This window comes from Aestuariivirga sp. (genome assembly GCF_047600585.1).
Lineage (GTDB): Bacteria > Pseudomonadota > Alphaproteobacteria > Rhizobiales > Aestuariivirgaceae > Aestuariivirga.
In genome coordinates this window covers 1,306,912-1,333,778 of the sequence record NZ_JASGKP010000001.1, presented here as the reverse complement: position 1 = coordinate 1,333,778, position 26,867 = coordinate 1,306,912, and the positions used below count along the sequence as shown (strand labels likewise).

31 protein-coding genes are annotated in these 26,867 nt (G+C 63.3%); 9 read left to right on the top strand and 22 right to left on the bottom strand.

The features are described from left to right. The first annotated feature begins 21 nt into the window (after positions 1-21). From cobA to cbiB, 4 genes are read left to right on the top strand one after another with little or no spacing between them, the layout of a single operon-like run. Positions 22-888 carry a uroporphyrinogen-III C-methyltransferase gene (gene cobA, locus QM801_RS06470; RefSeq protein ID WP_415018392.1) on the top strand — a complete coding sequence of 289 codons (867 nt, stop codon included), beginning with the start codon at positions 22-24 and terminating at the stop codon, positions 886-888. Beyond that, complete coding sequence (locus tag QM801_RS06465) at positions 881-2,173, top strand: cobyrinate a,c-diamide synthase (protein WP_415018391.1); 1,293 nt, start codon at positions 881-883, stop codon at positions 2,171-2,173. The genes cobA and QM801_RS06465 overlap by 8 nt, the downstream gene beginning before the upstream one ends. Continuing rightward, entirely contained in the window at positions 2,170-3,639 is a 1,470-nt protein-coding gene (locus QM801_RS06460; protein WP_415018390.1) for a cobyric acid synthase, read from the top strand. The genes QM801_RS06465 and QM801_RS06460 overlap by 4 nt, the downstream gene beginning before the upstream one ends. A 43-nt stretch (positions 3,640-3,682) precedes the next feature. After that, entirely contained in the window at positions 3,683-4,687 is a 1,005-nt protein-coding gene (gene cbiB / locus QM801_RS06455) for an adenosylcobinamide-phosphate synthase CbiB (RefSeq protein WP_415018389.1), read from the top strand. Positions 4,688-4,692: 5 nt separating this feature from the next. Here cbiB and cobU read toward each other — a convergent pair whose 3' ends face one another. Beyond that, a complete protein-coding gene (gene cobU, locus QM801_RS06450; protein WP_415018388.1) occupies positions 4,693-5,193 on the bottom strand; it encodes a bifunctional adenosylcobinamide kinase/adenosylcobinamide-phosphate guanylyltransferase in 501 nt (166 codons plus the stop codon). Next, positions 5,190-5,579, bottom strand: coding sequence for a DUF1636 family protein (locus QM801_RS06445; RefSeq protein ID WP_415018387.1), 390 nt, complete (start codon positions 5,577-5,579; stop codon positions 5,190-5,192). Before QM801_RS06445 ends, cobU begins: the two co-directional genes overlap by 4 nt. Before the next feature lie 99 nt (positions 5,580-5,678). Here QM801_RS06445 and QM801_RS06440 point away from each other — a divergent pair, with 99 nt between their 5' ends. Then, positions 5,679-6,446 carry an NAD kinase gene (locus QM801_RS06440; protein WP_415018386.1) on the top strand — a complete coding sequence of 256 codons (768 nt, stop codon included), beginning with the start codon at positions 5,679-5,681 and terminating at the stop codon, positions 6,444-6,446. Between the two features lie 110 nt (positions 6,447-6,556). Here the strand turns inward: QM801_RS06440 and QM801_RS06435 are convergent, their stop codons facing one another. Both QM801_RS06435 and QM801_RS06430 read right to left on the bottom strand, forming a co-directional pair. Next, the gene (locus QM801_RS06435; RefSeq protein ID WP_415018385.1) at positions 6,557-7,717 is read right to left on the bottom strand and encodes a DUF2336 domain-containing protein; all 1,161 of its coding nucleotides are present in this window, start codon (positions 7,715-7,717) and stop codon (positions 6,557-6,559) included. A gap of 91 nt (positions 7,718-7,808) precedes the next feature. Beyond that, complete coding sequence (locus tag QM801_RS06430; RefSeq protein ID WP_415018384.1) at positions 7,809-8,183, bottom strand: response regulator; 375 nt, start codon at positions 8,181-8,183, stop codon at positions 7,809-7,811. Between the two features lie 363 nt (positions 8,184-8,546). Here QM801_RS06430 and QM801_RS06425 point away from each other — a divergent pair, with 363 nt between their 5' ends. Next, a complete protein-coding gene (locus tag QM801_RS06425) occupies positions 8,547-8,999 on the top strand; it encodes a MaoC family dehydratase (RefSeq protein WP_415018383.1) in 453 nt (150 codons plus the stop codon). 9 nt (positions 9,000-9,008) lie between these two features. On the opposite strand, the gene QM801_RS06420 is transcribed toward QM801_RS06425, so the two are convergent. From QM801_RS06420 to QM801_RS06410, 3 genes are read right to left on the bottom strand one after another with little or no spacing between them, the layout of a single operon-like run. Continuing rightward, on the bottom strand, positions 9,009-9,605 hold the full coding sequence (locus tag QM801_RS06420; protein ID WP_415018382.1) for a flavin reductase family protein: 597 nt from the start codon (positions 9,603-9,605) through the stop codon (positions 9,009-9,011). Continuing rightward, a complete protein-coding gene (locus QM801_RS06415; RefSeq protein ID WP_415018381.1) occupies positions 9,605-10,309 on the bottom strand; it encodes an HAD family hydrolase in 705 nt (234 codons plus the stop codon). Before QM801_RS06415 ends, QM801_RS06420 begins: the two co-directional genes overlap by 1 nt. Next, entirely contained in the window at positions 10,309-10,905 is a 597-nt protein-coding gene (locus QM801_RS06410; protein WP_415018380.1) for a nitroreductase, read from the bottom strand. The genes QM801_RS06415 and QM801_RS06410 overlap by 1 nt, the downstream gene beginning before the upstream one ends. Before the next feature lie 197 nt (positions 10,906-11,102). Between QM801_RS06410 and QM801_RS06405 the strand changes: the two genes are divergently transcribed. Next, the gene (locus QM801_RS06405; RefSeq protein ID WP_415018379.1) at positions 11,103-12,044 is read left to right on the top strand and encodes a hypothetical protein; all 942 of its coding nucleotides are present in this window, start codon (positions 11,103-11,105) and stop codon (positions 12,042-12,044) included. A 4-nt stretch (positions 12,045-12,048) separates the two neighbouring features. Here QM801_RS06405 and QM801_RS06400 read toward each other — a convergent pair whose 3' ends face one another. Genes QM801_RS06400 through thrS form a run of 5 tightly spaced genes read right to left on the bottom strand, consistent with a single transcriptional unit; the run spans position 12,049 to position 16,898 of the window. Further along, complete coding sequence (locus tag QM801_RS06400) at positions 12,049-12,942, bottom strand: pirin family protein (protein ID WP_415018378.1); 894 nt, start codon at positions 12,940-12,942, stop codon at positions 12,049-12,051. A 24-nt stretch (positions 12,943-12,966) separates the two neighbouring features. After that, entirely contained in the window at positions 12,967-13,995 is a 1,029-nt protein-coding gene (locus QM801_RS06395; RefSeq protein ID WP_415018377.1) for an LLM class flavin-dependent oxidoreductase, read from the bottom strand. Positions 13,996-14,015: 20 nt separating this feature from the next. Continuing rightward, entirely contained in the window at positions 14,016-14,174 is a 159-nt protein-coding gene (locus QM801_RS06390) for a DUF2256 domain-containing protein (RefSeq protein ID WP_415018376.1), read from the bottom strand. Beyond that, a complete protein-coding gene (locus QM801_RS06385; protein ID WP_415018375.1) occupies positions 14,174-14,899 on the bottom strand; it encodes an SDR family NAD(P)-dependent oxidoreductase in 726 nt (241 codons plus the stop codon). The genes QM801_RS06390 and QM801_RS06385 overlap by 1 nt, the downstream gene beginning before the upstream one ends. 43 nt (positions 14,900-14,942) lie before the next feature. Further along, a complete protein-coding gene (gene thrS, locus QM801_RS06380) occupies positions 14,943-16,898 on the bottom strand; it encodes a threonine--tRNA ligase (protein ID WP_415018374.1) in 1,956 nt (651 codons plus the stop codon). Positions 16,899-17,107: 209 nt separating this feature from the next. On the opposite strand from thrS, the gene QM801_RS06375 reads away from it, so the two are divergent. After that, positions 17,108-17,788 carry an outer membrane protein gene (locus QM801_RS06375; protein ID WP_415018373.1) on the top strand — a complete coding sequence of 227 codons (681 nt, stop codon included), beginning with the start codon at positions 17,108-17,110 and terminating at the stop codon, positions 17,786-17,788. Positions 17,789-17,837: 49 nt separating this feature from the next. Here the strand turns inward: QM801_RS06375 and yidD are convergent, their stop codons facing one another. Then, positions 17,838-18,074: a membrane protein insertion efficiency factor YidD gene (gene yidD, locus QM801_RS06370; protein ID WP_415018372.1), complete on the bottom strand. Its 237-nt coding sequence runs from the start codon at positions 18,072-18,074 to the stop codon at positions 17,838-17,840. A 12-nt stretch (positions 18,075-18,086) separates the two neighbouring features. On the opposite strand from yidD, the gene betC reads away from it, so the two are divergent. Continuing rightward, complete coding sequence (betC, locus tag QM801_RS06365) at positions 18,087-19,637, top strand: choline-sulfatase (RefSeq protein ID WP_415018371.1); 1,551 nt, start codon at positions 18,087-18,089, stop codon at positions 19,635-19,637. Here betC and QM801_RS06360 read toward each other — a convergent pair whose 3' ends face one another. The 9 genes from QM801_RS06360 to QM801_RS06320 form a co-directional block, all read right to left on the bottom strand. Continuing rightward, positions 19,638-19,913, bottom strand: coding sequence for a DUF1467 family protein (locus QM801_RS06360; RefSeq protein WP_415018370.1), 276 nt, complete (start codon positions 19,911-19,913; stop codon positions 19,638-19,640). Continuing rightward, complete coding sequence (gene mce / locus QM801_RS06355) at positions 19,910-20,314, bottom strand: methylmalonyl-CoA epimerase (protein ID WP_415018369.1); 405 nt, start codon at positions 20,312-20,314, stop codon at positions 19,910-19,912. Before mce ends, QM801_RS06360 begins: the two co-directional genes overlap by 4 nt. A 51-nt stretch (positions 20,315-20,365) precedes the next feature. Beyond that, the gene (gene recO / locus QM801_RS06350; RefSeq protein WP_415018368.1) at positions 20,366-21,088 is read right to left on the bottom strand and encodes a DNA repair protein RecO; all 723 of its coding nucleotides are present in this window, start codon (positions 21,086-21,088) and stop codon (positions 20,366-20,368) included. Positions 21,089-21,097: 9 nt separating this feature from the next. Further along, a complete protein-coding gene (gene era / locus QM801_RS06345) occupies positions 21,098-22,003 on the bottom strand; it encodes a GTPase Era (protein WP_415018367.1) in 906 nt (301 codons plus the stop codon). Next, positions 22,000-22,695, bottom strand: coding sequence for a ribonuclease III (gene rnc / locus QM801_RS06340; protein ID WP_415018366.1), 696 nt, complete (start codon positions 22,693-22,695; stop codon positions 22,000-22,002). The genes era and rnc overlap by 4 nt, the downstream gene beginning before the upstream one ends. After that, the gene (gene lepB / locus QM801_RS06335; protein ID WP_415018365.1) at positions 22,695-23,510 is read right to left on the bottom strand and encodes a signal peptidase I; all 816 of its coding nucleotides are present in this window, start codon (positions 23,508-23,510) and stop codon (positions 22,695-22,697) included. Before lepB ends, rnc begins: the two co-directional genes overlap by 1 nt. A 144-nt stretch (positions 23,511-23,654) precedes the next feature. Next, positions 23,655-24,047 carry a holo-ACP synthase gene (gene acpS / locus QM801_RS06330; RefSeq protein ID WP_415018364.1) on the bottom strand — a complete coding sequence of 131 codons (393 nt, stop codon included), beginning with the start codon at positions 24,045-24,047 and terminating at the stop codon, positions 23,655-23,657. A 16-nt stretch (positions 24,048-24,063) separates the two neighbouring features. Further along, positions 24,064-24,651, bottom strand: coding sequence for an orotate phosphoribosyltransferase (pyrE, locus tag QM801_RS06325; protein ID WP_415020899.1), 588 nt, complete (start codon positions 24,649-24,651; stop codon positions 24,064-24,066). Positions 24,652-24,657: 6 nt separating this feature from the next. After that, positions 24,658-26,832, bottom strand: coding sequence for a RelA/SpoT family protein (locus tag QM801_RS06320; protein ID WP_415018363.1), 2,175 nt, complete (start codon positions 26,830-26,832; stop codon positions 24,658-24,660). Positions 26,833-26,867: the final 35 nt, after the last annotated feature.

The window sequence follows — 26,867 nt, the reverse complement described above, 5'->3', positions numbered from 1 at the left end:
CGGCCATGGGTATAAGGGGCCATGAGCCACGCGCCAACGAAAAGCGCAAAGCCCTGGGAAGGCGACAACCACAGCCCCGGCTTTGCCCGACTTGACCACGAACCCTTCCCTCATTTCGAGGCGGGTTGGGTCTGGCTTGTGGGGGCGGGCCCGGGTGCACCGGGCCTCATGTCCCTGCTCGCCTACCATGCCATGCAGAACTGCGACGTCGTCGTCTACGATGCCCTCGTCAACCCCGACATCCTGCGCTGGGTGCGGGTGGGGGCAGAACTGGAATACGCCGGTAAGCGGGGCGGCAAGCCGTCGCCCGTCCAGCGCGACATCTCCGAGCGCCTGATTGACTTGGCGCGCTCGGGCAAGCGCGTCCTGCGCCTCAAGGGCGGCGATCCTTTCATGTTCGGCCGCGGCGGCGAAGAAAGCCAGACGCTGGCCAAGGCGGGCGTGCCCTTCCGCATCGTGCCGGGAATCACTGCCGGCGTGGGTGGCCTTGCCTATGCGGGCATTCCCGCCACCCACCGTGATACCAATCACGCCGTCATCTTCCTCACCGGCCACGATGCCACCGGCCGCATGCCCGCCAACGTGAACTGGGCGGCAATCGCCACCGCTGCCCCCGTCATCGTCATGTACATGGCGGTGAAGAACCTGGGCGAGATCGCCGCCGTGCTGCAGTCCAACGGCCGCCCCAGCGACGACCCCGTGACCATCCTGTCCAACGCCTCGATGCCGAACCAGCAAGTGGCCTCCACCACGCTTGCGGATGCAGGCGCCTATGTCGCCGCCAACGAGCCACCGACACCGGCCATCGTGATCGTCGGCCACGCCAGCGACTGGCGGCCGCTGCTCGACTGGTACGGCCCGGCGCTGCGGGAGAACCCCATTGGCTGAAGCCCGCTTGGGCCGGGGCATCGTCATTGCTGCGCCGGCTTCCGGCAGCGGCAAGACGCTGGTGACCCTCGGGCTGCTGCGCGCCCTCAGGAATGCGGGCCACCGTGTGCGCTCCGCCAAGGCCGGACCTGACTACATCGACCCCGGCTTTCACGCCGCGGCGACGGGGGCTCCCTGCGTCAACCTCGATCTCTGGGCCATGGGTGAGAGCACCTGCCGCGCCCTCCTCGCCCGCCAGGCGGCAGAGGCGGACATCGTCATCGTCGAAGGTGTGATGGGTCTCTTTGACGGCCCGGAGGGTGCTCCGGGCTCGACCGCCGACCTCGCCGCCGCCCTCGGCCTTCCCGTCATCCTGGTGATCGACTGCGCCCATCAGGCGCAAACGGTAGCGGCCCTTGTTCATGGCTTCACGCGCTTCCGACCGGAGGTGTCAGTGGCGGGCATCTTCCTCAACAGGGTGAAGTCCGACCGCCATGCGAACCTTCTGAAAGCCGCTCTCACAGGAGCGCCACCGGTCATCGGGGTGCTGCGGCAGAGTGACTCAATCCACATGCCATCGAGGCATCTCGGACTGGTGCAAGCGCAGGAAAATCAGGGGCTTGAGAGCCTGATTGAAAGCGCGGCAGCAGGAGTCACACGTGAAACAATTCTTGACAAGATGCGTCAAATTGGAGCGGAAATTCCGAATCAACCGGAGGCCGTAATCCTGCCGGCCCTGGGACAGCGGATCGCCGTGGCGAAGGACGAAGCATTCGGCTTTTCCTATGCCCATCTGCTGGCCAACTGGCGCCGCGCCGGGGCGGAGATCCTGCCCTTCTCGCCGCTTGCCGATGAGGCGCCGGATGCCTCGGCCGATGCCCTCTTCCTGCCGGGCGGCTATCCCGAACTTCATGCCGGGCGCCTCGCTGCCAACACCCGTTTCATGACAGGCGTGCGCCGCTTCACCGGGACGGTCTATGGCGAGTGTGGCGGCTACATGGTGCTGGGTGAGGGGCTGACCCACGCCGACGGCAGGCGCCACGCGATGGCCGGCCTCCTGCCCCTCGAGACCAGCTTCGCCACCCGCAAGCTCCATCTCGGCTACCGGGCGCTCTCTTGCGCCGGCGGTCCCTTCCCGGCCCAGATGCGCGGTCATGAGTTCCACTACTCCACCGCGACGGTGAAACCCGGCGCCGAGCCCCTCTTCACGGCGCAGACCGCGGCGGGCCAAGACCTTGGCCCCATGGGCCAGCGGATCGGCAGGGTCATGGGCAGTTACGCCCACATCATCGCGAGCGCGCCATGACGGCGAAGGCAATCATGTTCATGGGCACGGGAAGCGATGTGGGGAAGTCCCTGATCGTCGCCGGCCTCGCCCGCGCCTTCGCCAACCGGGGCATCAGGGTCGCACCCTACAAGCCGCAGAACATGTCCAATAACGCTGCTGTCGCCATTGACGGGGGAGAGATCGGCCGGGCCCAGCACCTGCAGGCGCGCGCTGCCCGCATCGCCCCGTCGGTTCACATGAACCCGGTGCTGCTCAAGCCCGAGAGCGAGACAGGCGCACAGGTGATCGTGCAGGGCGAACGGCGCATGACCCTCAAGGCGCGCGACTACTTCAAGCGCCGGGGCGAGTTCCTGCCCGCCATCACCGAAAGCTTCCGCCGCCTCTGCGGTACCCACGACCTCATCCTCGTGGAGGGTGCGGGCAGCCCGGCAGAGACAAACTTGCGGACCGGTGATCTCGCCAATTTCGGCTTTGCCCAAGCCATGAACATTCCAGCGGTGCTGGTTGGCGACATACACCGCGGTGGCGTGATCGCCTCCATCGTCGGCACACACATGGTCCTCGATGAGGCTGACCGGATTTTGCTGAAGGCGTTTCTCATCAACAAGTTCCACGGAGATCCCAACCTGTTTGATGAAGGGCGCGACGAGATCACGAGGCGCACCGGACTGCCGTGCCTTGGTGTGGTGCCGCACTTCGAAGCGGCACGGCATCTGCCAGCCGAGGATGCCGTTGCCCTCGAAGAAATGACGGGGCGCTTCGCCAAGGATTCACTGAAGGTCGCCGTGCTGCGCCTGCCCCGCATAGCCAACTTCGACGACCTCGATCCTTTGCGGGCCGAGGCCAATGTCTCGCTCATCTTCGTCAATGTGGGCGAGGCCCTGCCCGGCGACACCGACCTCGTGATCATTCCCGGCAGCAAGTCGACGATCAGCGATCTCGCAGCCCTCCGCGCCAACGGCTGGGACATTGACCTCGCCGCCCACCACCGCCGTGGTGGCCGCGTGCTCGGCCTCTGTGGCGGTTACCAGATGCTCGGCCGCCGCATCCATGATCCGCAGGGTCTCGAAGGTCCGGTGCAGAGCGTGGATGGCCTGGGCCTTCTCGATGTCGAGACCACCCTTCTCCCGGACAAGACCGTGACCGAGACGGCCGGCACCCACGTGGGAACCGGCATGCCCATCCGGGCGTATGAAATCCATCTGGGGGAAACGACGGGACCGGATTGTGCCAGACCTTTTGCAACGACCGGCCGCGGCCACGACGGGGCCGCGAGCGCGGACGGCCGGATCATGGGGACCTACCTGCACGGCTGCCTCGTCAGCGATACCTTCCGGGCCGCCTTCCTGCAAAGTCTCGGCGGCAGGGCCAGCCCGCTGGCCTACGACCACCTTGTTGACAGCACCCTCGACGCCCTCGCCCGGCACCTCGAAATGCATGTAAACCTTTCCCGCCTATTGGACATCGCAACGACACCCACATAGCCTATACCTTCGCTCCCAAGCCCCCGCGCCCCTCCACGGATCCATGACCCCGCCTCCCCCCTTTCTCCTCAACCTGCTTGATGCGGGTTCCCAACCGGTGATCTCCACCGTGGTGGAACGGGTCGTTGGCTATCCCAACTGGCTTTACAAACTGATCGGTCATCCCGTGACCTGGATGGGGAAACTCATCAACCTGATGGACGAGCGCATGAACACCATGGCGCACGTCAAGTCGCTCTCGCGCCTGAACGGCATCCTCGCCGTGCTGCTTCTCTGCACGGGCGTGTGGATTGCTGCGACTGCCATCAACGCGGTGTGCAATCTCATTCCCTACGGCTGGGCCTTGAGCGCGCTGCTCGCCTCATCCCTCATCGCGCAGAAATCGCTCCGCGATCATGTGCGCGATGTGAACGTGGCGCTGAGTTCCTCGCTCGCTGCGGGCCGCATTGCGGTCGCCAACATCGTGGGCCGCGACACGCGCGGTCTTGGGGTGTCGGATGTGGTGAAGGCCGCGCTGGAAAGCCTTGCGGAGAACACTGCCGACGGCGTCGTTGCGCCCGTCTTCTGGTACTGCGTCGGCACGCTGACCATCGGCGGCCTGCCTGCGATTGCCATCTACAAGGCGATCAACACGGCGGACTCGATGATCGGCCACAAGACCCCGCAGTATCTTCACTTCGGCTGGGCTGCAGCCCGCCTCGATGATCTCGTCAATCTTCCCGCTTCGCGTCTCACGGCACTGCTCTTCGTCGCAGCCGCCCTCTTCAGCGGTAAGGATCAGGCGGTGAAGGCCGCACGGATCACATGGCGCGATGCCCGCCGCCACCGTTCGCCCAATGCGGGCTGGCCAGAGGCCGCGATGGCGGGCGCCCTCAACATGCGCTTCGGCGGGCCCCGCACCTATGGCGGCGAATTCGTGAAACTGCCCTACATGGGTGATGGCCGCGACCACTTCCTCCGTCAGGACATCGAGACAGGTCTCAAGCTTTATGACCGCGCCATGCTGGTCATGTTCGTGCTGCTGGTGCTCTTCGCCTTTGCCGTGTGACGATTTCAGCCCTTGAGGACGAGCAGCAGGCCTGCCGCTACGAAGACGACCTTGTCCGCCACCTGTGCCACGCGCTGGTTGAGGATGCCCTGGGCATCGCGGAATGCGCGGGCCAATGCATTTTCCGGCACAATGCTCAGGCCCACTTCATTCGTGACCAGCACCACATCGGCTTTCATATGGGTCAGAAGCGACACAAGCTCCTGCGCAGGACCATCCCAATCCTTCTCGGCGAGCATCAGGTTCGAGAGCCACAGGGTGAGGCAATCGACCAGGATGACACGGCCGACCGCATCGATCTCCTTCAGCTTTCCGGGCAGCGCCTCGGTCACCTCGTGGGTCACCCAGTTGCCGCCCCGGTCACAGCGATGCTTGGCAATGCGGGCGCGCATTTCATCGTCGAAGGCCTGTGCCGTCGCCACGTAGTGCCGCTCGCCGGAACACAGGCTCTCGGCATGGCGCGACTTGCCGGACCGGGCTCCGCCAAGAACGAGCGTGACGGTCATGCCTTCTCTCCCTTGGCGACGGGCGGCATGCGGGCGATGAAGTGCCCGCGCATCAGGTCGGGCCATTGGCGGAACGGCACTTCGCCTGTTTCCGTGGCACCGTGCATGTCGAACCACGCGAGAATTGCCTCGGCCTGCTCCCGGGTCGGCTGGTTCGCGCCCGTCACATAGGAGAAGCGCTCGTCATCCCGTACCACCACGGAACAGGGCCGTGTGCAGTTCCACAGGCAGGCCTGGGTCTGGATGGTGACGTCATTCCGGCCCTTTTCGGCCAGCACTGTTTCCACGGCTTCGACCATGTAGCTTCCGGCGGTCCGGCCTGCGTCGTCCAGCTTCCGGCCATCGGCGTGCTTGCAGGTGGTGCAGATGACAATGGCGCGGGTCATGAAAAAGGTGGCCTATGCAATGGGTTGGAAGCGGGTTAGGTTGCGCTTCTCCATGGAACGCCTTTCCGCCCCCGTCAACCCGCCAGCCCCTGCCGCCCGATGAAACTGAACCGCATTGCCTTCGTGGCCTCCGACAGTCCTGCCGCCCGCCGGGCGGTGAACAGGCTGCGCAAGCTGTTCGGTACCCACGAGCCCGAGAATGCCGACGTGGTGGTCGCCCTCGGCGGCGACGGCATGATGCTACAGACCATGCACCGCTTCGTGTCGACCGGTCTTCCCATCTACGGCATGAACCGCGGCACGGTGGGCTTCCTGATGAACGACTTCAGCGAGAAGGATCTCGAGGCGCGGCTCCACGCTGCGGAACTCACCACGATCCACCCGCTGAAGATGACGGCGCTCTCGACCGACGGAAAGAAGGAGTCGGCCATCGCCTTCAACGAAGTCTCGCTTCTGCGTCAGCGCCACCAGGCGGCCAAGATCCAGGTGGTGGTCGATGGCCAGGTGCGGCTTGATGAACTCGCCTGCGACGGCATCCTGCTGGCGACGCCCGTCGGCAGCACGGCCTACAATCTGTCCGCCCATGGACCGATCCTGCCCATCGGCTCTCCCCTGCTCGCGCTGACGCCGATCAGCGCCTTCCGGCCGCGGCGCTGGCGCGGCGCCATCCTGCCGCAGAAGGCGAAGGTGACCTTCCTCATCCACGAGTCGGGAAAGCGCCCGGTGGCGGCGGTGGCAGATCATCTGGAAGTGCGACACGTGGAGCGCGTCGACATCGCCGAAGACAAGAAGCGCTCGGTGCGCATTCTCTTTGATCCGGGCCACAGCCTCGCCGAACGCGTGCTGAACGAGCAGTTCAAGTTCTGAGAGAGATGCTTCGAGGCTTTGCCTTCGGCAAAGCACCTCAGCATGAGGAGTACAGCACCACCTCACCCTGAGGTGCGGCGAAGCGGCCTCGAAGGGTGCGCTTGCGATACTCAGGCGGCGCGCTGCAAATCGGCCTTGAGCTGCCGGGCAATCTTGCGCACCCGCTCTTCGGCGAAACGGCCGATGTACTCGATTTGCTTGGCGCGGTCCGCCGGTGACAGGTTCTCATAGCGCGTCATCAGCGCTTCGAGCAGGCGGCGGCCAAAACTGTCGCGGCCAAGATTGATGCCTTCGGCGCGGGCTTCCACCACAACATCGGCAAAGGCCTGCAGGATGCCGGCGCAGGATGGCGGCAGGCCGCACTTGGAATGCAGCGACTTCATCCCTCCGCGGCTGTACATCATCGAGGCGGCGCGCTGCGGCGTGTACCCCGAGAGATGCGCCAGCGAGGCCTCGACCACGCGCATTTCGCCGAGGCAGGCGGCGCGGATGATGAGTGCAGGCGTCAACAGGTTCTTGGCGGCAAGGAAGGCGATGCCGCGCACGAGGTCTTCCGGTTCGGCAGATGTGAGAACGGCGAGGACGGCACTGTCCTCAGCATCGGAGACGAGCTCTGAGGCATCGTTGGCGGCGAGCCAGGAACGCTCGGCCATGAGCTGGCGCATGCGCATGGCAGCGCGCTTCGCTTGAACGATGCGGATGTCGAGCGGCAGGTCCGGCATGGCGAGGAGCCGGTCAACAAGGTCGCCCGACTGCCCGAGCCGGGTGTAGAGGGCGCGCATGTCATTGGTGTCGAGCGCCACGGCCTCGTTGTCGAGCATGGCGAGAACGACGGCGACGGGTGACGACTTGATGATGTAGGCCGCGGCCTCTTCGGTGATGTCGTAACGGCCGGCGACCGTGCACTGGCGGGCTTCATCGCCCACGCGGAGAACTGCCACCATCTGCCAGGGATTGAGCGCCGGCGTCACCTTCAGGAAGGGAAGAGCAAGTTCGTCTTCGCCAGCAATGATGCAGAAGAGAAGATCAGGATGGATGTTCTGGATCGAGGACAGCTCTTCCGCCATGACGGCGCGCACCGCGCGCTCTTCGTCGACCGCGAGCTTCAGCATGACGGGAAGAACTTCTTCGCGCTCGCTATCCGGCGTGTCCGCATCCGCGATCAGCGTGCAGAGCTGGCGCGCCAACGCGATGCGCGCAGACGCACCTCCCGTCTCTATGACAGCTTCCAGAACAGTGACATCCAACCCGGAGACAGACTCGACCAGCATTTTCCGATCCACGCGAAACTGGTGTGAGGGTAAAGTGCATCCCTTAACAATCGGTTCACCATGCCCGTTCACGTTTCGGCAAGGATTGCCGTCAGTTGGCGCGGGCGGGAATGACGCCGGACTGGCGGAGTTTGAATTTGAGAAGGTCGCGGTCGAAGGGCTTCAGCAGGAATTCGGCTGCACCCTCGCGGATGGCCTCGCCCATGGTTTCGACGTCGGGCGTATCCGAATAGAAGATCACCACGGGGCGGCCATCGTCCGTACCCGGAGCAAAGCGCAGGAAATCCAGCGCATCGTCGGCGGTGCCGGCCGCCATGACCACGACGTCGGGACGGTACATCTCGCAATAGCGGATGGCATCCGACGCCTCGGGAAGTTCCGTGCAGTCGAAACCAAGTTCGGCCATCAGGCCGGACAGCTTGTGACGCTCGCCTGCATTCCTGTCGATGAGAAGACAACTGACCATGTGACGCGACTCTCTTTTGCAACCACCTGGGCCTTGGGGCCCCTCCACGTGCCGGTTCCCCTGCACGTTTCGCGAGTCCTGCGCCCGCTTGGTTAACGAGGCGTTAAACAGCTTTTCCACAGCTTTTTCACAGGGCCTAAGGCAATGAAAAAATGAGGTTTTCAACTCATGTCCACAGGCTTTTCCACAATGGCGAAATTGTGGCGTTCCACGTCCGTTCAGGACTCGCGTCACGACTCATCCCCTTGGTTCACTGTCGCATTAGTTGTATTTTTTTATGTGCATTCGCCAGTTCTGATGCAGTTGCCCTTTCCTGCCTGATGGGCTTCATTCCGCTGCAAGCATTTGACTCTGGAGGACGAAATGCCAGCGCTGTGGTTTGAGGACTGCGAGGTGGGCAAGACCTATGACCACCCCATCCGCCGGACGGTCACCGAGTTGGACAACATCTTCTTCTCCGCCCTCACCTACAATCCGCAGCCGCTCCACATCGACAGGGAGTTCTGCAAGACCACCGAGTGGGGCCAACCGCTGATGAATTCGCTTTTCACGCTGGGCCTGATGGTGGGGATTTCGGTCAATGACCTGACCACCGGCACGATCGTCGCCAACCTCGGCATGACCGAGGTGAAGTTCCCGGCCCCGCTCTTCCAGGGCGACACCATCAATGTCAGCACCCGCGTGGCCTCGAAGCGCGAAAGCAGATCAAGGCCCGATGCCGGTATCGTGGAGTTCGATCACCGCGCCTTCAAGCAGGATGGCACGCTTGTGGCCCAGTGCCTGCGCCAGGTAATGGTGAAGAAGCGTCCCGTGTGAGCAGTAAGGTCAGGCCGGGCGGCGCATCCGCCAAACATTCTCGACGGTCGCATACTCGGCATAGCCAAGGCGGCCCAGCGGCTTCAGGGCGGCGGTATCAACGCGGCCATCGTTAATGTAGCGATCATCGATATGCACGCCGACCACACGGCCGATGATAAGGAAGTCGTCGACGTGGCCATCATCATTGGGCAGGTCGATGGTCTTGTAGTGGCGGCATTCGAGTGCTGCCGGGCTCTCGCCCACGCGATTGCACTTGATGAAGCGGCACGGGACAGCCGTCAGCCGTGCAAGCTCGAACTCGTCCACATGGGGCGGTACGGTCGCTGAAGAGGCATTCATCTGCTCGCGGAGATCGAAGGTCGCGAGGTTCACGGCAAATTCGCCGGTGGCCTCGATGTTGGTGAGCGAGTCCTTGCGTCCGCCAGATCCGAAGGCGACGTAGCTCGGATTGTCCGAGAACAGATTGAAGAAGCTGTAGGGCGCCAGATTGTTCACGCCAGCGGCAGAGACGGTCGAAATCCAGCCAATGGGACGCGGCGCAACGATGGCCTTGATCGGATCGACAGCGAAGCCGTGATCGTTGCGGATCGCATCGTAGAACATCAGAGGCTCCGCAGAAGTGCCGGCAGATCGGCCACGCTCTGCAACGTGTGATCCGCCATGTGGGCGATTTCGGAATGGGCGGAGTTGCCTGTCAGCACCGCAACCGCGAGCCCTGCCCCGCCGTGGCGTGCCTCCTCCATGTCGTGGCCGTTGTCGCCCACCATGGCCACTTCCTCAGGCTTGAGGCCGGTTCTGGAGCAGAAGTACTCGATCATGTGGCCGGAGGGCTTCGGCACCACGACCGAATCCCACCCGATGATGTGCTCAAAATAGTGATGCACATCGAGATGGTTCATCTGCGCCTCGGCGGAGCGGAAGCTGTCATTGGTCGCTACGCCGAGACGGAGCCCCATGGCGCGCAACTCGTCGAACACCTTGGAAAGCTCCATCAGCGGCTTGATGAACTCCTTGGCGCGGGGTGCAATGTCGTTGTCGATCACCGCCACGCGCTTTTTCAATTCTTCCTGCGAGAGCCCCGGCCACCACAGCGCGGCGATCTGCGCGGTGGTGCCTGCGGCGAGTGCGCTCCCCGCGCGGAATGCGCCCGTCGCGGGTTCGTAGCCGCCACGGATCAGCATGTCCTCGACCTGATCGGCCGGAACGTCGAAGTCCTCGGTCAGCATCTGGCGGTAGAGCGGCACCCAGGTGCCGTTCACCTCGATCAGCGTGCCATCCTTGTCGAACAAGACACCCTTGATGGCCATCAGCCGCTCCATGCCGTGAGAAGTTGGTCGACGTCGGGGCGCGGCCTGTCTTCGAGAGGCGCCGCCGCCTTGCCGATGAAAATGAGGCCTGCAAGCTGCTCACCCGCAGCAAGGCCGATCGCGGCTTTCGCCACTTCGTCATAGGCCACCCAATCGGTGATCCAGGTGGCATCGAAGCCGTGGGCAAGAGCCGCAAGCTCGAGGTTGAAGGCAACGGCACCCGCCGACATCTGCTGTTCCCACACGGGGATCTTGGGATGGGGTGCGGCTTTCGAGACCACGGCCACAACGGCGGGTGCCCGCATCAGGAAACCCTTCATGAAGGCGAGGCTGTCCTCGCCCGGCTCCGGGTGGAGTTCCTTCCAGCGGGCAGCAAACTTCTCCCCGGCCTTGGCCCGGGCATCACCGGTGAACGAGATGAAGCGCCACGGCGCCAGCTTGCCGTGATCCGGCACGCGCACCGCAAGCGAAAGCATGGCCTTGAGCTGCTCGTCACTGGGACCGGGGCCTGTCATGGCCTTGGCCGAGGCGGACTTGCGGGATTTGAGGAAGGCAAGAAGGGAAGACGTGTCGTTGAACTGGGTCATATGTCTCATCAGGGTTGCAGGCCACCATATGGCAAAGCCCGCCCTGCCAAGGCAATGGGCGCAAATGCAATGCCGCCATTAACCATTGGTTAGTCAATTCATTGCCCCAGCTTCAAGCTTGGTGTTCACTCCCGATTGCCGGCCGATGAGGCTTGGGGAGTACGGCGCAGGGATGGCGCCAACAGAGTGGATACAGGGGATTGACGATGGACGCCTGCACCCGTCCTTCGCACACACGCCGCCAGACGGGAAAAAACAACAACCTCCGTCTGGCGGCCTTTTTTTCGTGCGTTGCGCTTTCACTGAACCTTGCCGCCGGACCCGCCTTCCCGGCCGCCCAGCCCGACCTTGCACCCGAGAACGACCAGACCGGATCGATCTCGCCTTCCTCCCAGCATGAGGTGGCGGTGGGCCAGGTGCCTCCCGGACAGGAGATGGCCACCCTCTCCGCCCGTCTGACCGACCAGTCTTCATCCCTGCTCCGGAATGTGCACTGGCTGGTGCGCAATGCCCAGGGCGGCGTTGTCTTCAACAGCGATGCGACGACCGCCGCCATGGCGCTTCAGCCCGGCGACTACAGCGTCTCCATGCGCTTCGGTGCCGTCGACATGGAAGAGGATTTCAGCCTGCTGGAAGGCACCCGCATGGACATGCGCTTCGTGCTCAATGCCGGCGCGCTCCGTGTCCTGCCCCGCATCAAGGGCGTGGAAGCGGCAGGCCTCGCGACCCGCACGCGGATCTTCGCCCTCACGGGCAAGGCCCGCGGACGGCTCGTCGATGAAAGTGCTGTCCCCGGCGAAGTGATCAACCTCGCCGCCGGGCAATACCGTATCGAAAGCCGCATGGGCGAAGGCAATGCCGAGGCCGTGATGGACGTCAAGGTCACCGCCGGCATGATGAGCGCCGTCGAGATCGATCATCGCGCCGGGCTCGCCCGCCTCTCCTATGTGGGCGCTCCCTCTGCGGCGGTGAAATGGGAAATCCGCCGCGGCGAAGAAACCGCACTCACCGGCATCAACGGCCTCAACGCCAGTGTGACGCTGACGCCCGGCGATTACACCGCCATCGCGCGCGTCGGCTCCGAAAGCCTCACCGCCTCCTTCCACATCACGGAAGGCGAAGCGCGCGACATCATGCTCGGCAATTGAGACGTCACGTCTCCGGAAGCGGGATGAATTCCTTTTCGTCGCCGGGCACGATGGAAAAGCGCGCCCGCTTCCAGTCATCCTTGGCGGCCTCGATCTTGTCCTTCGAAGAAGACACGAAATTCCACCAGATGTAGCGCGGCCCATCCATGGGTTCACCGCCCAGCATCATGAAGCGGGCACCGGTCTCGGTCGAGAGCGTGATCTCGTCGCCGGGCTTAAAGACGAGCAAACGGCCTGCCTCGTGCGTGTCGCCCGCAATGGTGAGTGAACCCTCCGAGATGTAGATGCCGCGCTCCTCGTGCTCTGCAGGAAGAGGCAGCCGCGCGCCCGCCTCCAGCACCACATCGGCATAAAACAGGTCAGAGGCCGTCTTCACCGGCGAGCGTTCGCCATACATGCTGCCCGCAATGATTCGAACGCTCCGCCCCTTGTCGGAGAGCAAGGGAAGTGCGGCATCGGCAACGTGTTCGAAGTTGGGCGCGATCTCCTCGTGCGTCTTCGGCAGCGCCACCCAGCTCTGGATGCCGAAGACTTTTTGCCCTGCCGTCCGCTCCATCGGTGGCGTGCGCTCGGAATGGACGATGCCCTTGCCCGCCGTCATCCAGTTGAGTTCACCGGGCTTGATCGGCTGGTCGAAGCCAAGGCTGTCCTTGTGCTGGATCACGCCGTCATAGACCCAGGTCACGGTGGAAAGTCCGATATGCGGATGCGGGCGCACGTCCATGCCCTGCCCCGCCTTCATCAGCACCGGCCCGAACTGGTCGAAGAAGATGAAAGGTCCCACCATCTGCCTTTCAGCCGAGGGCAGCGCCCGGCGCACCTCGAAGCTGCCGATGTCACGGGCGCGCGGCACGATGACAAGATCGATCGCATCCGCTGCGGCGGCATCACCCGGCATCGGATCCGGAACGTTGGGAAGAACTCATTGCACACCTCCAACCGCGGCGCGCACTTTCGGCGCCACCTTCGTGCCCATCAGTTCAATCGCCTTCATCTGTTCGGAATGAGGCACCGTGCCGATCGCCATCTGAATCATGATTCGCGTGTTCCTGAAGATCGAATGCAGCTCGATGATGCGGTCGGCAACGCGCTCGGGGCTGCCGACGATGAGGTTGCCGGTGGGGCCACACGAGGCATCGAAATGCTCGCGGCCCTGCGGCGGCCAGCCCCGTTCACGGCCGATGCGGTTCATCACTTCAAGATGCGCAGCGGAATAGGTGTCGCGCGCCTTCGCGTCCGTGTCGCTGACGAAGCCATGCATGTTGAGGCTCAGCTGGATCGTCTTTGCATCGTGTCCGGACTTGCCGTGGGCATCGCGGTAGAGCGCGAAGAACGGCTGGAAGCGGCGCGGATCACCGCCGATGATGGCCAGCGCCATGGGAAGATCAAGCGAGGCCGCGCGCACCACCGATTGCGGCGTGCCGCCCACCGCGATCCAGATCGGCAGCTTCTTCTGTTCGGGGCGCGGATAGATGCCCTGACCGTTGAGCGATGGCCGCAGCGACCCTTCCCAGGTGATGTGCTCGCTGTCGCGCAGCTTCATCAGAAGATCGAGCTTCTCGGCGAAGAGCGCGTCGTAGTCATCGAGGTCGTAGCCGAAGAGCGGATAGGATTCGATGAACGACCCCCGTCCCGCCATGATCTCGGCCCTGCCGTTCGAAAGTCCGTCGACGGTGGAATACTGCTGGAAGACGCGCACGGGATCGTCCGAACTCAGAACGGTGACAGCGCTCGACAGGCGGATGCGCCTTGTGCGCGCCGCACCAGCGGCCAGCGCCACGGCGGGTGACGATACGGCATAGTCAGCACGATGGTGTTCCCCCACGGCAAAGATATCGAGCCCCACCTGATCGGCGAGTTCCATTTCTTCCACGAGATTGCGAAGGCGTTGGCCGGCAAGCTCGGGATGGCCCGCAGCGACGTCGGCAAAGGTATAGAGTCCGATTTCCATGATGCACCCTTATAGGCGGGTTATCTGGAACTTGTCTTGTTACTTTTCAAGGTGCGACATTTGTCGCTGCAGTATTTGACCTCGGCCCAGACCCTTTCCCACTTCTTCCGCCACGTGAAGGGGCGGCCGCAGGTGGCGCAGGTCTTGGTGGGGAGGTCGGCCTTGGCGACACCCCGCATCAGCCCCGCCCGCGCAGGCTGGACCGGCCGCCATCCACCCCGATCACCTGCCCCGTGATCCAGCCCGATTGCGGCGACAGAAGCAGCGCTCCAAGGGCCGCCACATCCTCCGGCGTACCGAGGCGCTGCAGCGGATGCAGGCCGGCAATGGCTGCAGCCGTCTGCTCGTTGGCGGTGAGGGCCGACGCGAGCGGTGTACGCGTCAGCGACGGTGCAATCGCGTTGACGCGAATCTTGGGCGCAAGCTCTGCCGCAAGGGTGCGGGTCAGGCCTTCGATGGCGCCCTTCGCCATGGCTACCGACGTGTGCGAGGCAAAGCCCTGCTGCACGGCCACGGTCGAGAACAGGAGGACGGATGCAGAGGGCTGGCCGGAGGCCTTGAGGGCGGGAAGTGCCGCCTTCACGGCGCGGAATGCGCCCACCGCATTGAGCTGGAAATCAGCCAGGACATCCTGCTCGGTCACGCGCGAAAGCGGCTTCAGGTTGATGGAGCCCACGCAATAGGCCAGCCCGTCAATTGCAGGACCGCCAGCTGCAATCGCGGCTTCGAGTGCGCCCTCCTGGGTCACGTCAGCAACCGCATGGGTCGCCCCCGTCTCGGCCGCGAGAGCCGACAGGCGCTCAGGATTCCGTGAAACGAGGTGAAGGGACGAACCCGCTGCCGCCAAGTGCCGCGCGAGGGCTCCGCCGATGCCGGATGTTCCGATGATGATGGTGCTGGACATGACCTCCATACGGGATCATGCCCAGCCCGGTTCAGTCGGGGGTTCAGCGCAGGTCGGGCGGTGTCGCCTCGGCCTTGAGGCTGGACAGCGCATCGGCCAGGGTCATGGCCTTCTGCTCCTGGCTGCCGAGACGGCGGATGTTGACCGCCTTGTCATCCATCTCGCGCTTGCCCACAACAAGAATGACCGGAACCTTCGTCACCGAGTGTTCGCGGACCTTGTAGTTGATCTTCTCGTTGCGGAGATCGGCCTCGGCGCGAAGGCCTGCATCCTTGAGCTGCTTGCAGACTTCTGCCGCGTAGGCATCCGCCTCGGAGGTGATGGTGCAGACCATCACCTGCGTGGGTGCCAGCCAGAGCGGGAAGTGCCCGGCAAAGTGTTCGATCAGGATGCCGAGGAAGCGCTCCATGGAGCCGCAGATGGCGCGGTGGATCATCACCGGCACATGCTTGTTGCCGTCCTCGCCGATATAGAAGGCACCGAACCGCTCAGGCAGATTGAAGTCCACCTGCGTGGTGCCGCACTGCCAGTCGCGGCCAATGGCATCGCGCAGCACGTATTCGAACTTGGGGCCATAGAAGGCGCCCTCGCCCGGATTGATGGCGGTCTTGATCTTGCCGCCGCTCTCGCTGGCAATCTGTTCCAGCACCTTGCTCATGATGCCTTCGGCGCGATCCCATGCGTCGTCGGAGCCGACGCGCTTTTCCGGCCGCGTCGACAGCTTCACCACGATCTGCTCGAAGCCGAAGTCGCGATAGGTCGAGAGAATGAGATCATTGATCATCAAGCACTCGTTGGCCATCTGCTCGGGCGTGCAGAAGATGTGGGCGTCGTCCTGGGTGAAGCCACGCACGCGCATGAGCCCGTGCAACGCGCCCGAAGGCTCGTAGCGGTGGACGTTGCCGAACTCGGCAAGGCGCATCGGCAATTCGCGATAGCTGCGCAGGCCGTGCTTGAAGATCTGCACGTGGCCCGGGCAGTTCATCGGCTTGATCGCGTAGATGCGTTCGTTGTCTTCGGCATCATCGCCCGCAGGCTTCGCCGAGAACATCGCCTCCTTGTACCAGCCCCAATGGCCGGAAATCTCCCACAGGCTCTTGTCGAGCAGCTGCGGCGCATTCACTTCGTCATAGCCGAGCCGGTTCAGGCGGCGGCGCATGTACTGGATCAATTGCTGGAACATGGTCCAGCCCTTGGGATGCCAGAAGACGACACCCGGGCCTTCTTCCTGGAAATGGAACAGATCCATTTCGCGGCCCAGCTTGCGGTGGTCGCGCTTCTCGGCCTCTTCGAGGGCAGTCACATAGCCCTGCAGGTCCTTGTCGTTGTGCCACGCCGTGCCATAGATGCGGGTCAGCATCGGGTTCTTGCTGTCGCCGCGCCAATAGGCGCCGGCCACCTTCATCAGCTTGAAGGCGCTGCCGATCTTGCCCGTCGACGTCATGTGTGGCCCGCGGCACAGGTCAATCCAGCCGCCCTGATCGTAGAACTTGATGTCCTCGTTGCCGGGAATGGCATCGACCAGCTCGACCTTGAAATTCTCGCCCTTGGCGCGGAAGAAGGCCTTCGCCTCGTCGCGGGTCTTGGTGCTCTTGGTGAACGGCTTGTCGCGCTGGATGATCTCCCGCATCTTCTTTTCAATGGCCGGGAAATCGGCAGGCGTGAACGGCTCGTTGCGGAAGAAGTCGTAATAGAAGCCGTTCTCGATCACCGGTCCGATCGTCACCTGCGTGCCGGGAAACAGCTCCTGCACTGCTTCAGCGAGCACGTGGGCACAGTCATGCCGGATCAACTCGAGGGCGCGCGGATCGTCACGCACCACAATTTCCAGCTTCGCGTCAGCAGTCAGCGGATCGGCGAGATCCGAGAGCTGGCCGTTGATCACGGCAGCGACGGCTTTCTTCTCGAGGGATTTTGAAATGGCGGCGGCCACCTGGCCTGCCGTGGTGCCCGATTCGAATTCGCGCTTGGCGCCATCGGGGAATGTCACGGTGATCATCTGTCTGTCCTTCCTGCCCACTCCCGGCCACAGACCCGGGTAGGCAAATCATCTGTGCAATTGGGGATTGCCCCGCCCGGCTCCCAAAATCAAGAAGCCTGAAAAAAGCCATCGAAATTAAGACTTTCTCAATTTTTCAGAAACGCGCCGTTAACCTTAACAAGTCATGTTGGCCCCACTGACAGAGTTAACTGTAACTGGGTACCAACATGAAAAAACTGCTTCTTGCTCTTGCCTTGTCCACCGCAGCGCTCCTGCCGGCGGCTTCTGCTCTCGCTGCGGACCTCGATGTCCCGCCGCCGCCGACCGAAGAACTCCGTCAGTCGACCTATGACTGGACAGGCCTCTATGTGGGTGCCTGGGTTGGTGCCACCTGCATCGACGGTACGCTCACCGACAACGCTGGCCCGACCGATTGGGAAATGTCCGGTTGCGGCTGGAAAGGCGGCGCGCTCGCCGGCTACAACCACCAGTTCAACAACTTCGTGCTCGGTCTTGAAGCCGACTGGGGCACCACCGGCAACATCGCCACCAACGAAGAAGCCGGCGGCGACTTCGCCTTCTCGATGGATCATATCGCCACGTTCCGCGGCCGTTGGGGCGTTGCCTTCGATGACACCTTGCTCTTCGCAACCGGCGGTGTGGCCTATGCCCGTGGCGACCTCGACGGCATCAATGGCGCCGCCACCCCTGATCACATCAAGGGCGATCACTGGGGCTGGACCGTCGGTGGTGGCGTGGAACACGCCGTCACGGACAATCTTCGCCTCCGCCTCGACTATCTCTTCACGCGCTTCAAGGGCGATGACTACACCAAAGCATGCTGCGACGTGAGCGTCCACGACTTCGACGATCATGAAGTGCGCCTCGGCGCCATCTGGGCCTTCTGATCCAGAGACCATACCGAATTGCCAAGGGCCGGAGAAATCCGGCCCTTTTCTATTTGTGGTGCGCGCAATCCGGATGCTCGGGAACCGGATCGAACCCCTCACCACCCCACGGGTGACAGCGTGAAATCCGCCTGAGGGCCAACCGGCCGCCGCACCAAACCCCGTGTTTCTCGATTGCCTGACGCGCATAGTCCGAACATGTCGGAAGAAAGCGGCACTGCCGGCCCATCAGGGAGGATAAACTCACCTGATAGAGGCGGATCAGCAACAGGATCGCGGATTTCATGGGACCCACATAATGGCTCAGACTGCAAAACCCAACATTCTCTTCGTCATGGCCGACCAGATGGCAGCCCGCTTCCTGCCCTTTCATGGCCACCCGCTTGTGAAGACTCCTGCCCTTTCCCGCCTCGCTGCGGAAGGCGTGGTCTTCGAGAACGCCTACTCCACCAGCCCCCTCTGCGCACCTGCCCGGGCCACGGTGATGAACGGACTACTGCCCTCCCGGACGGGCGTCTACGACAACGCTGCCGAGTTTCCTTCCGCCATCCCCACCTGGGCGCACTATCTCCGCATGGAGGGCTACAAGACCTGCCTTTCGGGCAAGATGCATTTCGTCGGCCCCGACCAGCTCCACGGCCTCGAGGAGCGCCTGACCACCGACATCTACCCCGCCGACTTCGGCTGGACGCCGGACTGGCGCCTCCGCCAGGAACGCATCGACTGGTGGTACCACAACATGACCAGCGTGCTGCAGCCCGGCATCGCCGAGATCACCAACCAGCTCGAATTCGATGACGACGTGGCCTTCCAGGCGACGCGGAAGATCTACGATCACGTCCGCTTCGACGGCGACAAGCCGCTGGCATTGATGGTGTCCTTCACCCATCCCCATGACCCCTACGCCGCCCGCAAGCAGTTCTGGGACATGTACCAGAATGAGGAGATCGACCTTCCCGCCACGCCGCGCCTTGCCCGCGCCGATCTCGATCCGCACAGCCAGCGCCTCTACGATGTGTCGGCGATGGACGACTACACCGTGACCGAAGCCGACCTTCGCGCCGCGCGCCACGGCTATTATGCCAACATCTCCTATGTCGATTCACTGGTCGGAAAGTTGCTCGATACGCTGGAAGCAACCGGCCTCATCGACAACACCGTGGTGGTGTTCACTTCCGACCACGGCGACTTTCTGGGCGAACGCGGCCTCTGGTACAAGATGAGTTACCTCGAGCCTTCGGCCCATGTGCCCATGCTGGTGTGGAACCCGAAGCGCTTCCGGCCGCGCCGTGTTGCGGAGCCCGTGACACTCGCAGACATCCTGCCCACGCTTTCTCACCTGGGCCAAGGCAAGTCGCTGAAGCTGGCGCGCCCCGTCGATGGCCGCTCGCTTGTGCCGCTGCTTGAGGGTACGCCTGAGAATCCGGAGCACACCGCGTGGGGCGAGTATCTGGCGGAAGGTGCCATAGCGCCCATGTACATGCTGCGCAGGGGACCATGGAAGTTCATCCACTCGCCGGTCGATCCGGATCAGCTGTTCAACATCAAGGACGATCCGGAAGAGCGGACCAATCTTGCGTCCACGCATCCGCTGGCTGCATCGATGCGGAAGGAAGTGGAAGCGAAGTTCGACATTCCCCGCATTCATGCGGAGGTACTGCAAAGCCAGCAGGCCCGCCTGATGATGTTCGAGGCCATGAAGAAGGGTTCGCTCTTCCCGTGGGATTTCCAGCCGCTGCGCAAGGCCTCCGAGCAGTATACGCGCAATCACATGAGCGTCACCGATCGCGACCTGCAGTCGCGCTTCCCGCAAGCCCCCGACATCGAGGACAAGCGCGCAAGACAGTGATCAGAGTTTGGGCGCGTCCTTGAGGTAGGCCGGGTCCATGAGGTCCAGATAGCCGTTCACCAACAGGTATCGCACGCCGAAGAAGATCACCAGCGCCACCACCGTCGTCACCACCAGCTTCCAGCGGAGGCCGTGAGCAACGGGTGCGCCATGGTCGTGGCCCTCCTGCACCTTGGCGCCCGCTTCAACGCTGTTGCGCACCCCGAAAGGCAGCACCGCAAAGAGCGCCGTCCACCAGATGATGAAGAAGATGGCGAGGGAGGAAATCCAGTTCATGCCTGCTCCAGTTCGATCAGGGTGCCGTTGAAATCCTTGGGGTGGAGGAAGAGCACTGGCTTTCCGTGGGCGCCCGTCTTCGGGTTGCCGTCGCCCAGCACGCGCGCACCCGACGCCTTCAGGCTGTCACGCGCGGCAAGAATGTCATCCACCTCGAAACACATGTGATGAATGCCGCCGGAGGTGTTCTTGGCAAGGAACGCGGCAATTGGCGAATTCTCGCCCAGGGGTTCCAGCAGCTCGACCTTGGTGTTGGGCAGTTCCACGAAGACAACGGTGACGCCGTGGGCCGGTTCCGGCTGCGGCGCCGAGACCTTCGCACCCAGCATGTTGCGATACTGGTTCGCTGCCGCGGCAAGGTCGGGCACGGCAATGGCAACGTGGTTGAGGCGGCCGATCATGAAAAACTCCGGTTCTGGTCCTGCACCCCTAGCGGCAGGGCGGGCTGCCGTTCAATGCGTCCTTTGGCCCAGCTTTTCCTGCAGCATCTGGCGGGCCTGGGGCATATCGACGGCCCTTGGGCCGAAAACATGGCGTTCAAGGAAATAGCCCGTGAGGCGAAGCCCATCCATCACCTCGCCATCGCCGCCCAGCCCCTCGCCCCGCAGGAAACCCGGCAACTGGAACAGGCGCTGGTGATAGGGTTCGCCTGCCTCCCGGCTCACCGCCCGGCCCGACTTGGGCGAGACGTAGATGAGGTCATGGCTGACGCCGGTCGCCGCGCACTTGCTGAGGTCGAGGCCGAATCCCAGCTCATCAAGAAGGCCCATTTCCCAGCGCACCAGCAGCGCCGGCCACACGGTGTCCTGATCGATACTCGCCAGCACCACCTGCAGGGCGGAGAAAAGCTTGGGATGCGGTTCGCGCTCCGGCAGCAGTTGCGCCAGCGCCGTCATCGAGGTGACGCCAAGGAGGCGTAGCGGCTCATCGATGATGAGGCCCGCCTGCAGGTGCAGCGGCTCCAGCACGAAGTGGCCGAGGTGTTCCTCAAGCCGCGCATGCCAGACGCAGCCCACATGATTGCCCGGCTGTAACAGGGGCCGCAGGCGGCGTCCTCGTCCACCGCGGACAAGGCCGAGGCAGCGGCCATGGTCAGCCGTCAGGATTTCGGCAATGGCAGAGGTTTCGCCATGGGGCCGAACGGCAAGGATGATTCCCTCGTCACGCCATTCCATGGCCCGAGATTACAGCGTGAGCCCCATCATGCGCAAACGCTCGGGATCTTCGGCCCAGTTCTCGCGCACCTTGACGAAAAGGAAGAGATGGACGCGCCGCCCGAAGGCCTTCTCCATGTCGGCGCGGGCAAGCTGGCCCAGGGTCTTGGCCATCTGGCCGCCCTTCCCCACGACAATCGCCTTCTGGCCGTCGCGGGCAACGAAGATCGCCTGCCCGATCTTGACCGAACCGTCCTTCATTTCCTCCCAGGTTTCGGTTTCCACGGTGGAGGAATAGGGCAGTTCTTCGTGGAGACGCTCGTAGATTTTCTCGCGGGTGATCTCTGCCGCGAGGAAGCGCAGGTTGACGTCAGCGATCTGGTCTTCCGGATAGTGCCAGGGCCCCTCAGGCATCATCGACACGAGGCGCTGCTTCAACTTTTCGATGCCGGACCCGGTGAGCGCCGACACCATGAAGGTCTCGGTGAAAGGATGAGCCTCATTGAGCTTCTGCGCGAGCGGCAGCAACTCCTCATGGCGCACAAGGTCGGTCTTGTTGATGACCAGCATGGCCTTGCGGTTTTCCTTGGCGAGGTGCGCGAAGATGCGCTCCACTTGCTCGTCGATTCCGCGTCGGGCATCCACCAGCACCAGCACGGCGTCGGCCTCCGAAGCGCCGGCCCAGGCGTTATCCACCATGGCCGTATCGAGCTTGCGGCGCGGCACGAAGATGCCGGGCGTATCCACCAGCACCACCTGTGACTGGCCTTCCACGATGATGGCCCGGATGCGGGCCCGCGTTGTCTGCACCTTGTGGCTGACAATCGAAATCTTGCTGCCGGCAAGCTGGTTCACCAGCGTCGACTTGCCCGCATTCGGCGCGCCGATGATGGCGGCAAAGCCGAAGCGCTGCGGGCCCTGTGATGTGTCGCTCAACGCAATTGCTCCCGGGCGATGAAGGCGGTCGCTGCCGCCATTTCCGCTGCCTGTTTGGTCGGGCCGACGCCATGCGCCTCCGAGTGATTGTCGATCAGCAGCCGCACCGTGAACTGCGGCTTGTGTTCCGGTCCCTGACGGCTTGCGAGTTCATATTTCGGCAGCGCCAGCGCCTGTGCCAGCGCCCATTCCTGCACGAAGGTCTTGGCATCCTTCTGCACCGTGTCCGGGTGCTGCAGCGCCTCTTTCCAGAAATGCAGGATGACCTTGCGCGCCGCTTCCAGCCCGCCGTCGATGTAGACGGCGCCGATCACGGCTTCCACCACGTCGCCGAGCACCGACTTCATCTTGTGCACGCCGCTCTTCTTCTCGGTGTCGCCCACCTTGATGAAGTCATGAAGGCCCATGGCCTCGCCCACGGCAGCGCAGACGTCACCCCTGACGATGGCACTGTGGCGGGCGGCAAGCTTGCCTTCCTTTTCCTTGCGATGGTTGTGGAAGAGCTGATCGGCAATTACCAACGACAGCACCCGGTCGCCCAGGAACTCGAGACGCTCATAGTCCTTCGCCTTGCGACCGGAGGAACCGTGCGTCAGCGCCTGATGCAAGAGTTCATGATCGCCGAACTCGTATCCGAGCCGGTCGCTGAGTTTTGCCAGTGGTGCCCGTCCGTTCGGTAGAGGATGCGGCATCAGATCAGGTTGAAGAAGCGGGTCCATCGGGTGAGGAACGGCCACTCCCAAGGCTTCCACAAAACGGCGTTGGGCGAGATCGAGAAGAAGATGATGTCGGCACGGCCGACATAGTTCTCGATCGGGACATAGCCCACCACGTTGAGATAACGGGAGTCCTGGGAGTTGTCGCGGTTGTCGCCCATCATGAAGTAGTGACCTTCCGGCACCTCATAGACGGGCGTGTTGTCGGCATCACCCGTGGGGGTGATGTCGAGGGTGTTGTAGCTCACGCCGTTGGGCAGGGTTTCCCGGTATTGCGGGATGGGCGTGCCATGGCCCTCGCCCGACGGATCGACATAGTCCTCGACCCGCACGCGCGGCACGGCCACGTCGTTGATGTAGAGCACGCTGTCACGCACCTGGATGCGGTCACCCGGGAGCCCGATCACGCGCTTGATGTAGTCGATGTTGGTGTCGGTCGGCAGCTTGAAGACAGCAACGTCACCGCGCTTTGGCGTATCCGCCAGCACCTTGCGGCCCGGGAAGTCGAAGGGGCAGCAGGCGAAGAGCGTGGAGTTGCCGAGCCCCATGCTGAAGTTGAAGGAGTACTTTCCATAACCGTAGGAAAGCTTTGAAACGAAGAGATAATCACCGATCTTCAACGTCGGGTACATGGACGACGACGGGATGTTGAACGGCTGATAGAAGAAGGTGCGCACGAAGAAGGCGATGGCCAACGCCTGTATGATGACCTTTGCGGTTTCCCACAGGCCGTCTTCCTGCTTGCGGCCCGAGGAACGTTGGGCCGCGAGCGTATGGTCTTCTTTGTGCATGCATCCACAGGCTGCGCGGACAGCCTTCCCAAAAACAGAAGCCAAACTATAGCTTCCCGGCGATATGGGTCGCAATCAGGGCAAGAGCAAGCCAGATAGCTGTTGCCATTATGCAACATATTGTGACCGCACGGTGAAAACGCCTCAGAGCGCCTCGATGATCACGAAGGCCTGGGCGTAGGGGTACTCGTCGGTCATTGTGAGGTGGACCCGGGCGGTCATGCCGGAGGGCGTCATGGCCGCCAGCCGCCGCCCTGCCCCTTCCGTCAGCTTCATGGTGGGCTTGCCCGAGGGTTCGTTCACCACTCCCATGTCGCGCCAGTACACGCCCTGGCTGAGTCCCGTACCCAGCGCCTTGGAACAGGCTTCCTTGGCGGCGAAGCGCTTGGCGTAGGAGGCGGCGCGCTCGGCCCGCCGGTCGGACTTGCGTTTTTCGATCTCGGTGAAGATGCGGTCGGTGAAGCGGCTGCCGTGGCGCTCAAGGGTCTTCTCGATCCGCCGGATGTCGATGATGTCGTTGCCGATGCCGATGATCATCGTGGGGGCCCTGCTCTTATTTCGCGAGACCGCGGCTGCCTGGCTTGATGGCCGGAATGGCGGCCAGCTCCGGGGGCAGCGCGTCTGCCGCATAGGTCGGCACATCAAGGCGGGTGAGCGAGAACAAGGGCACGCCCACATCCGCCTTGCCGCCGGACCGGTCGATGAGGCAGGCGGCCGCAACGGTCTTGCCGCCGTCCGACGTGATGCCCTCGATGCACTCCCGTGACGAGAGGCCTGTCGTCACGATGTCCTCGACCATGAGGACGCGGGCGCCCGCCGGAATTTCAAAGCCGCGCCGCAGCACCAGCTTGCCATCCACACGCTCGTAGAAGATCGAGGGCACGCCCATCTGGCGGGCCATTTCATAACCCACGACGACGCCGCCCATGGCAGGCGAAGCCACGATATCGATCTCTCCGAAACCGCCGGCACGCACCTTGGCTGCAAGGTCCTTGCACAGGCGCTCGGCCCGCTTCGGGTCCATCAGCACGCGCGCGCACTGCAGGTAGCGCGGACTCCGGAGCCCGGAGGACAGGATGAAGTGTCCTTCCAGCAGAGCGCCTGCCGCGCGGAACTCGTTCAGAACCTCTTCGTGTGACAGCATCGCTTACCCCGTGACGCGCACCACCTGGGTGACGCTCGATTTGGCCTTTAGGCCATTCATGATGTCGTTCAAATGCCGGTTGTCGAAGACTTCCACAAGAATGGTGAGGTCGAAGAAGTCGGACACGCCCTCGCGCTTCAGCAATTGCAATTCGTCGATGTTGCCCCCCTGCTCACCGATCACCTGTGTCACCTGTGCAAGCGCGCCCACCTCGTTGATAAGGGCAAGGCGGATGCGGGCCGGGAAGCGCTGGCCTTCTTCGGCAACGCCCCAGGCAAGATCGACCCAGCGTTCGGGCTGGCTGTCGAACTGTTCCAACGCCTGCGCGAAGATGGGATAGATGGTGATGCCCTCGCCCGGCGTGGAAATGCCGACAATGCGCTCGCCCGGCACGGCGCCTGTAACGGTGTGGAACTTGAGCACGGTGCCGGCTGCAGCACCCCGCACCGGGATGCTGCCCTGCCCGCCCTTGTCGCTCTTCTTGGGCGCGGTCTTGCGGCGCGCTTCCTTGGCATCAGCCTCGCTCACGGCAATGCCCAGCGCCTTCAGGATATCGGTGCCGGACAACTCGCCCCGGCCCACGGCGGCAAGGGCGTCGTCGGCATTCTTGTGGCCGAGGCGCGGAACCGCCGCAGCAATCTGCTTCTCGGAATACTCGACCTTGTGCCGCTCCAGAAGCTTGCTCACGATTTCGCGGCCAAGGCCTGCAAACTGCTTGCGGATGGCCGCTCGCGTGGCGCGGCGGATGGCGGCCTTGGCCTTGCCCGTCTTGGCAATCGCTTCCCAGGCCGGTGGCGGCGACTGTGCTTCGGAACGGATGATCTCCACCTCGTCGCCGTTGGAGAGCGTGGTCACAAGTGGCGCATGGCGGCCGTTGATGCGGCAACCCACGCAACTGTCACCGATCGAGGTATGAAGCGCATAGGCAAAATCGATGGGAGTGGCGCCGCGCGGCAACGCGATGAGCTGGCCCTTGGGCGTGAAGCAGAACACCTGGTCATGGAAGAGTTCGAGGCGCGTATGCTCGAGGAATTCCTTGGGGCTGTCGCCCTCCTGAAGAACTTCCATGAGATGACGGAGCCAGCGGTAGGCATTCGATTCGGCAGCTCCTTCGCGGGCCCCGGTCTCGGCCACCTTCACTTCCGCCGTATCCTTGTAGAGGGCATGGGCCGCAACACCGCGCTCGGCGATCTCATGCATGATCTTGGTGCGGATCTGCATCTCCACGCGCATGTGATGCGGGCCGACGACGGTGGTGTGGAGTGAACGGTAGTCGTTCTGCTTCGGCGTGGAGATATAATCCTTGAAGCGCCCCGGCACGGCGCGCCAGGCCCGGTGCACCATGCCCAGCGCCCGGTAGCAGTCATCGAGCGTGTCGACGATGACGCGGAATCCGAAGATGTCGGAGAGCTGATCGAGCGACAGGTTCTTGCGCTCCATCTTGCGCCAGATCGAATAGGGCCGCTTCTCGCGCCCGAAGACCTGGGCGTTGAGGCCGCGGTCGTTGAAGAGCTTGAGCAGCGCCTGCTCGATCTCCACGATCACGTCACCGCTTTCGGCGTGTAGACGCGTGAGGCGGTCGATGATCGTCTTGTTCGCTTCCGGGTTGAGAATGCGGAAGCAGATGTCTTCCATCTCGTCGCGCACCAGCTGCATGCCCATGCGGCCCGCAAGCGGCGCATAGATGTCCATGGTCTCCTGGGCAATGCGCGTGCGCTTCTCGGGCTTCACGTGATTGAGGGTGCGAAGATTGTGCAGGCGGTCGGCAAGTTTCACCAGCAACACGCGCACGTCGCGCGACATGGCGAGCAGCAGCTTGCGCAGGTTCTCCGCCTGCGTTGCTTCGCGCGTCACCCGGTCGAGTTGCTTGATCTTGGTGAGGCCGTCGACAAGGGCGGCGATTTCCGGCCCGAATTTCTCGCCGATCTCCTCCATCGTGGCGCCGGTGTCTTCGACCGTGTCATGCAGGAGGGCCGCAGCGATGGTGGCGTCGTCGAGGCGCATGTCGGCGAGAATCGCAGCGACCTCGAGCGGATGATTGAAATAGGCTTCGCCCGATTCCCGCTTCTGGTTGCCATGGGCCTTCATGGCATAGACGTAGGCGCGGTTGAGGAGGTCCTCGTTCGCATCCGGATCGTAGCGCGTCACCCGCTCGACCAATTCGTATTGGCGCATCATGATGATGACACTCTACAAAAACAAAGGCCGGGGTC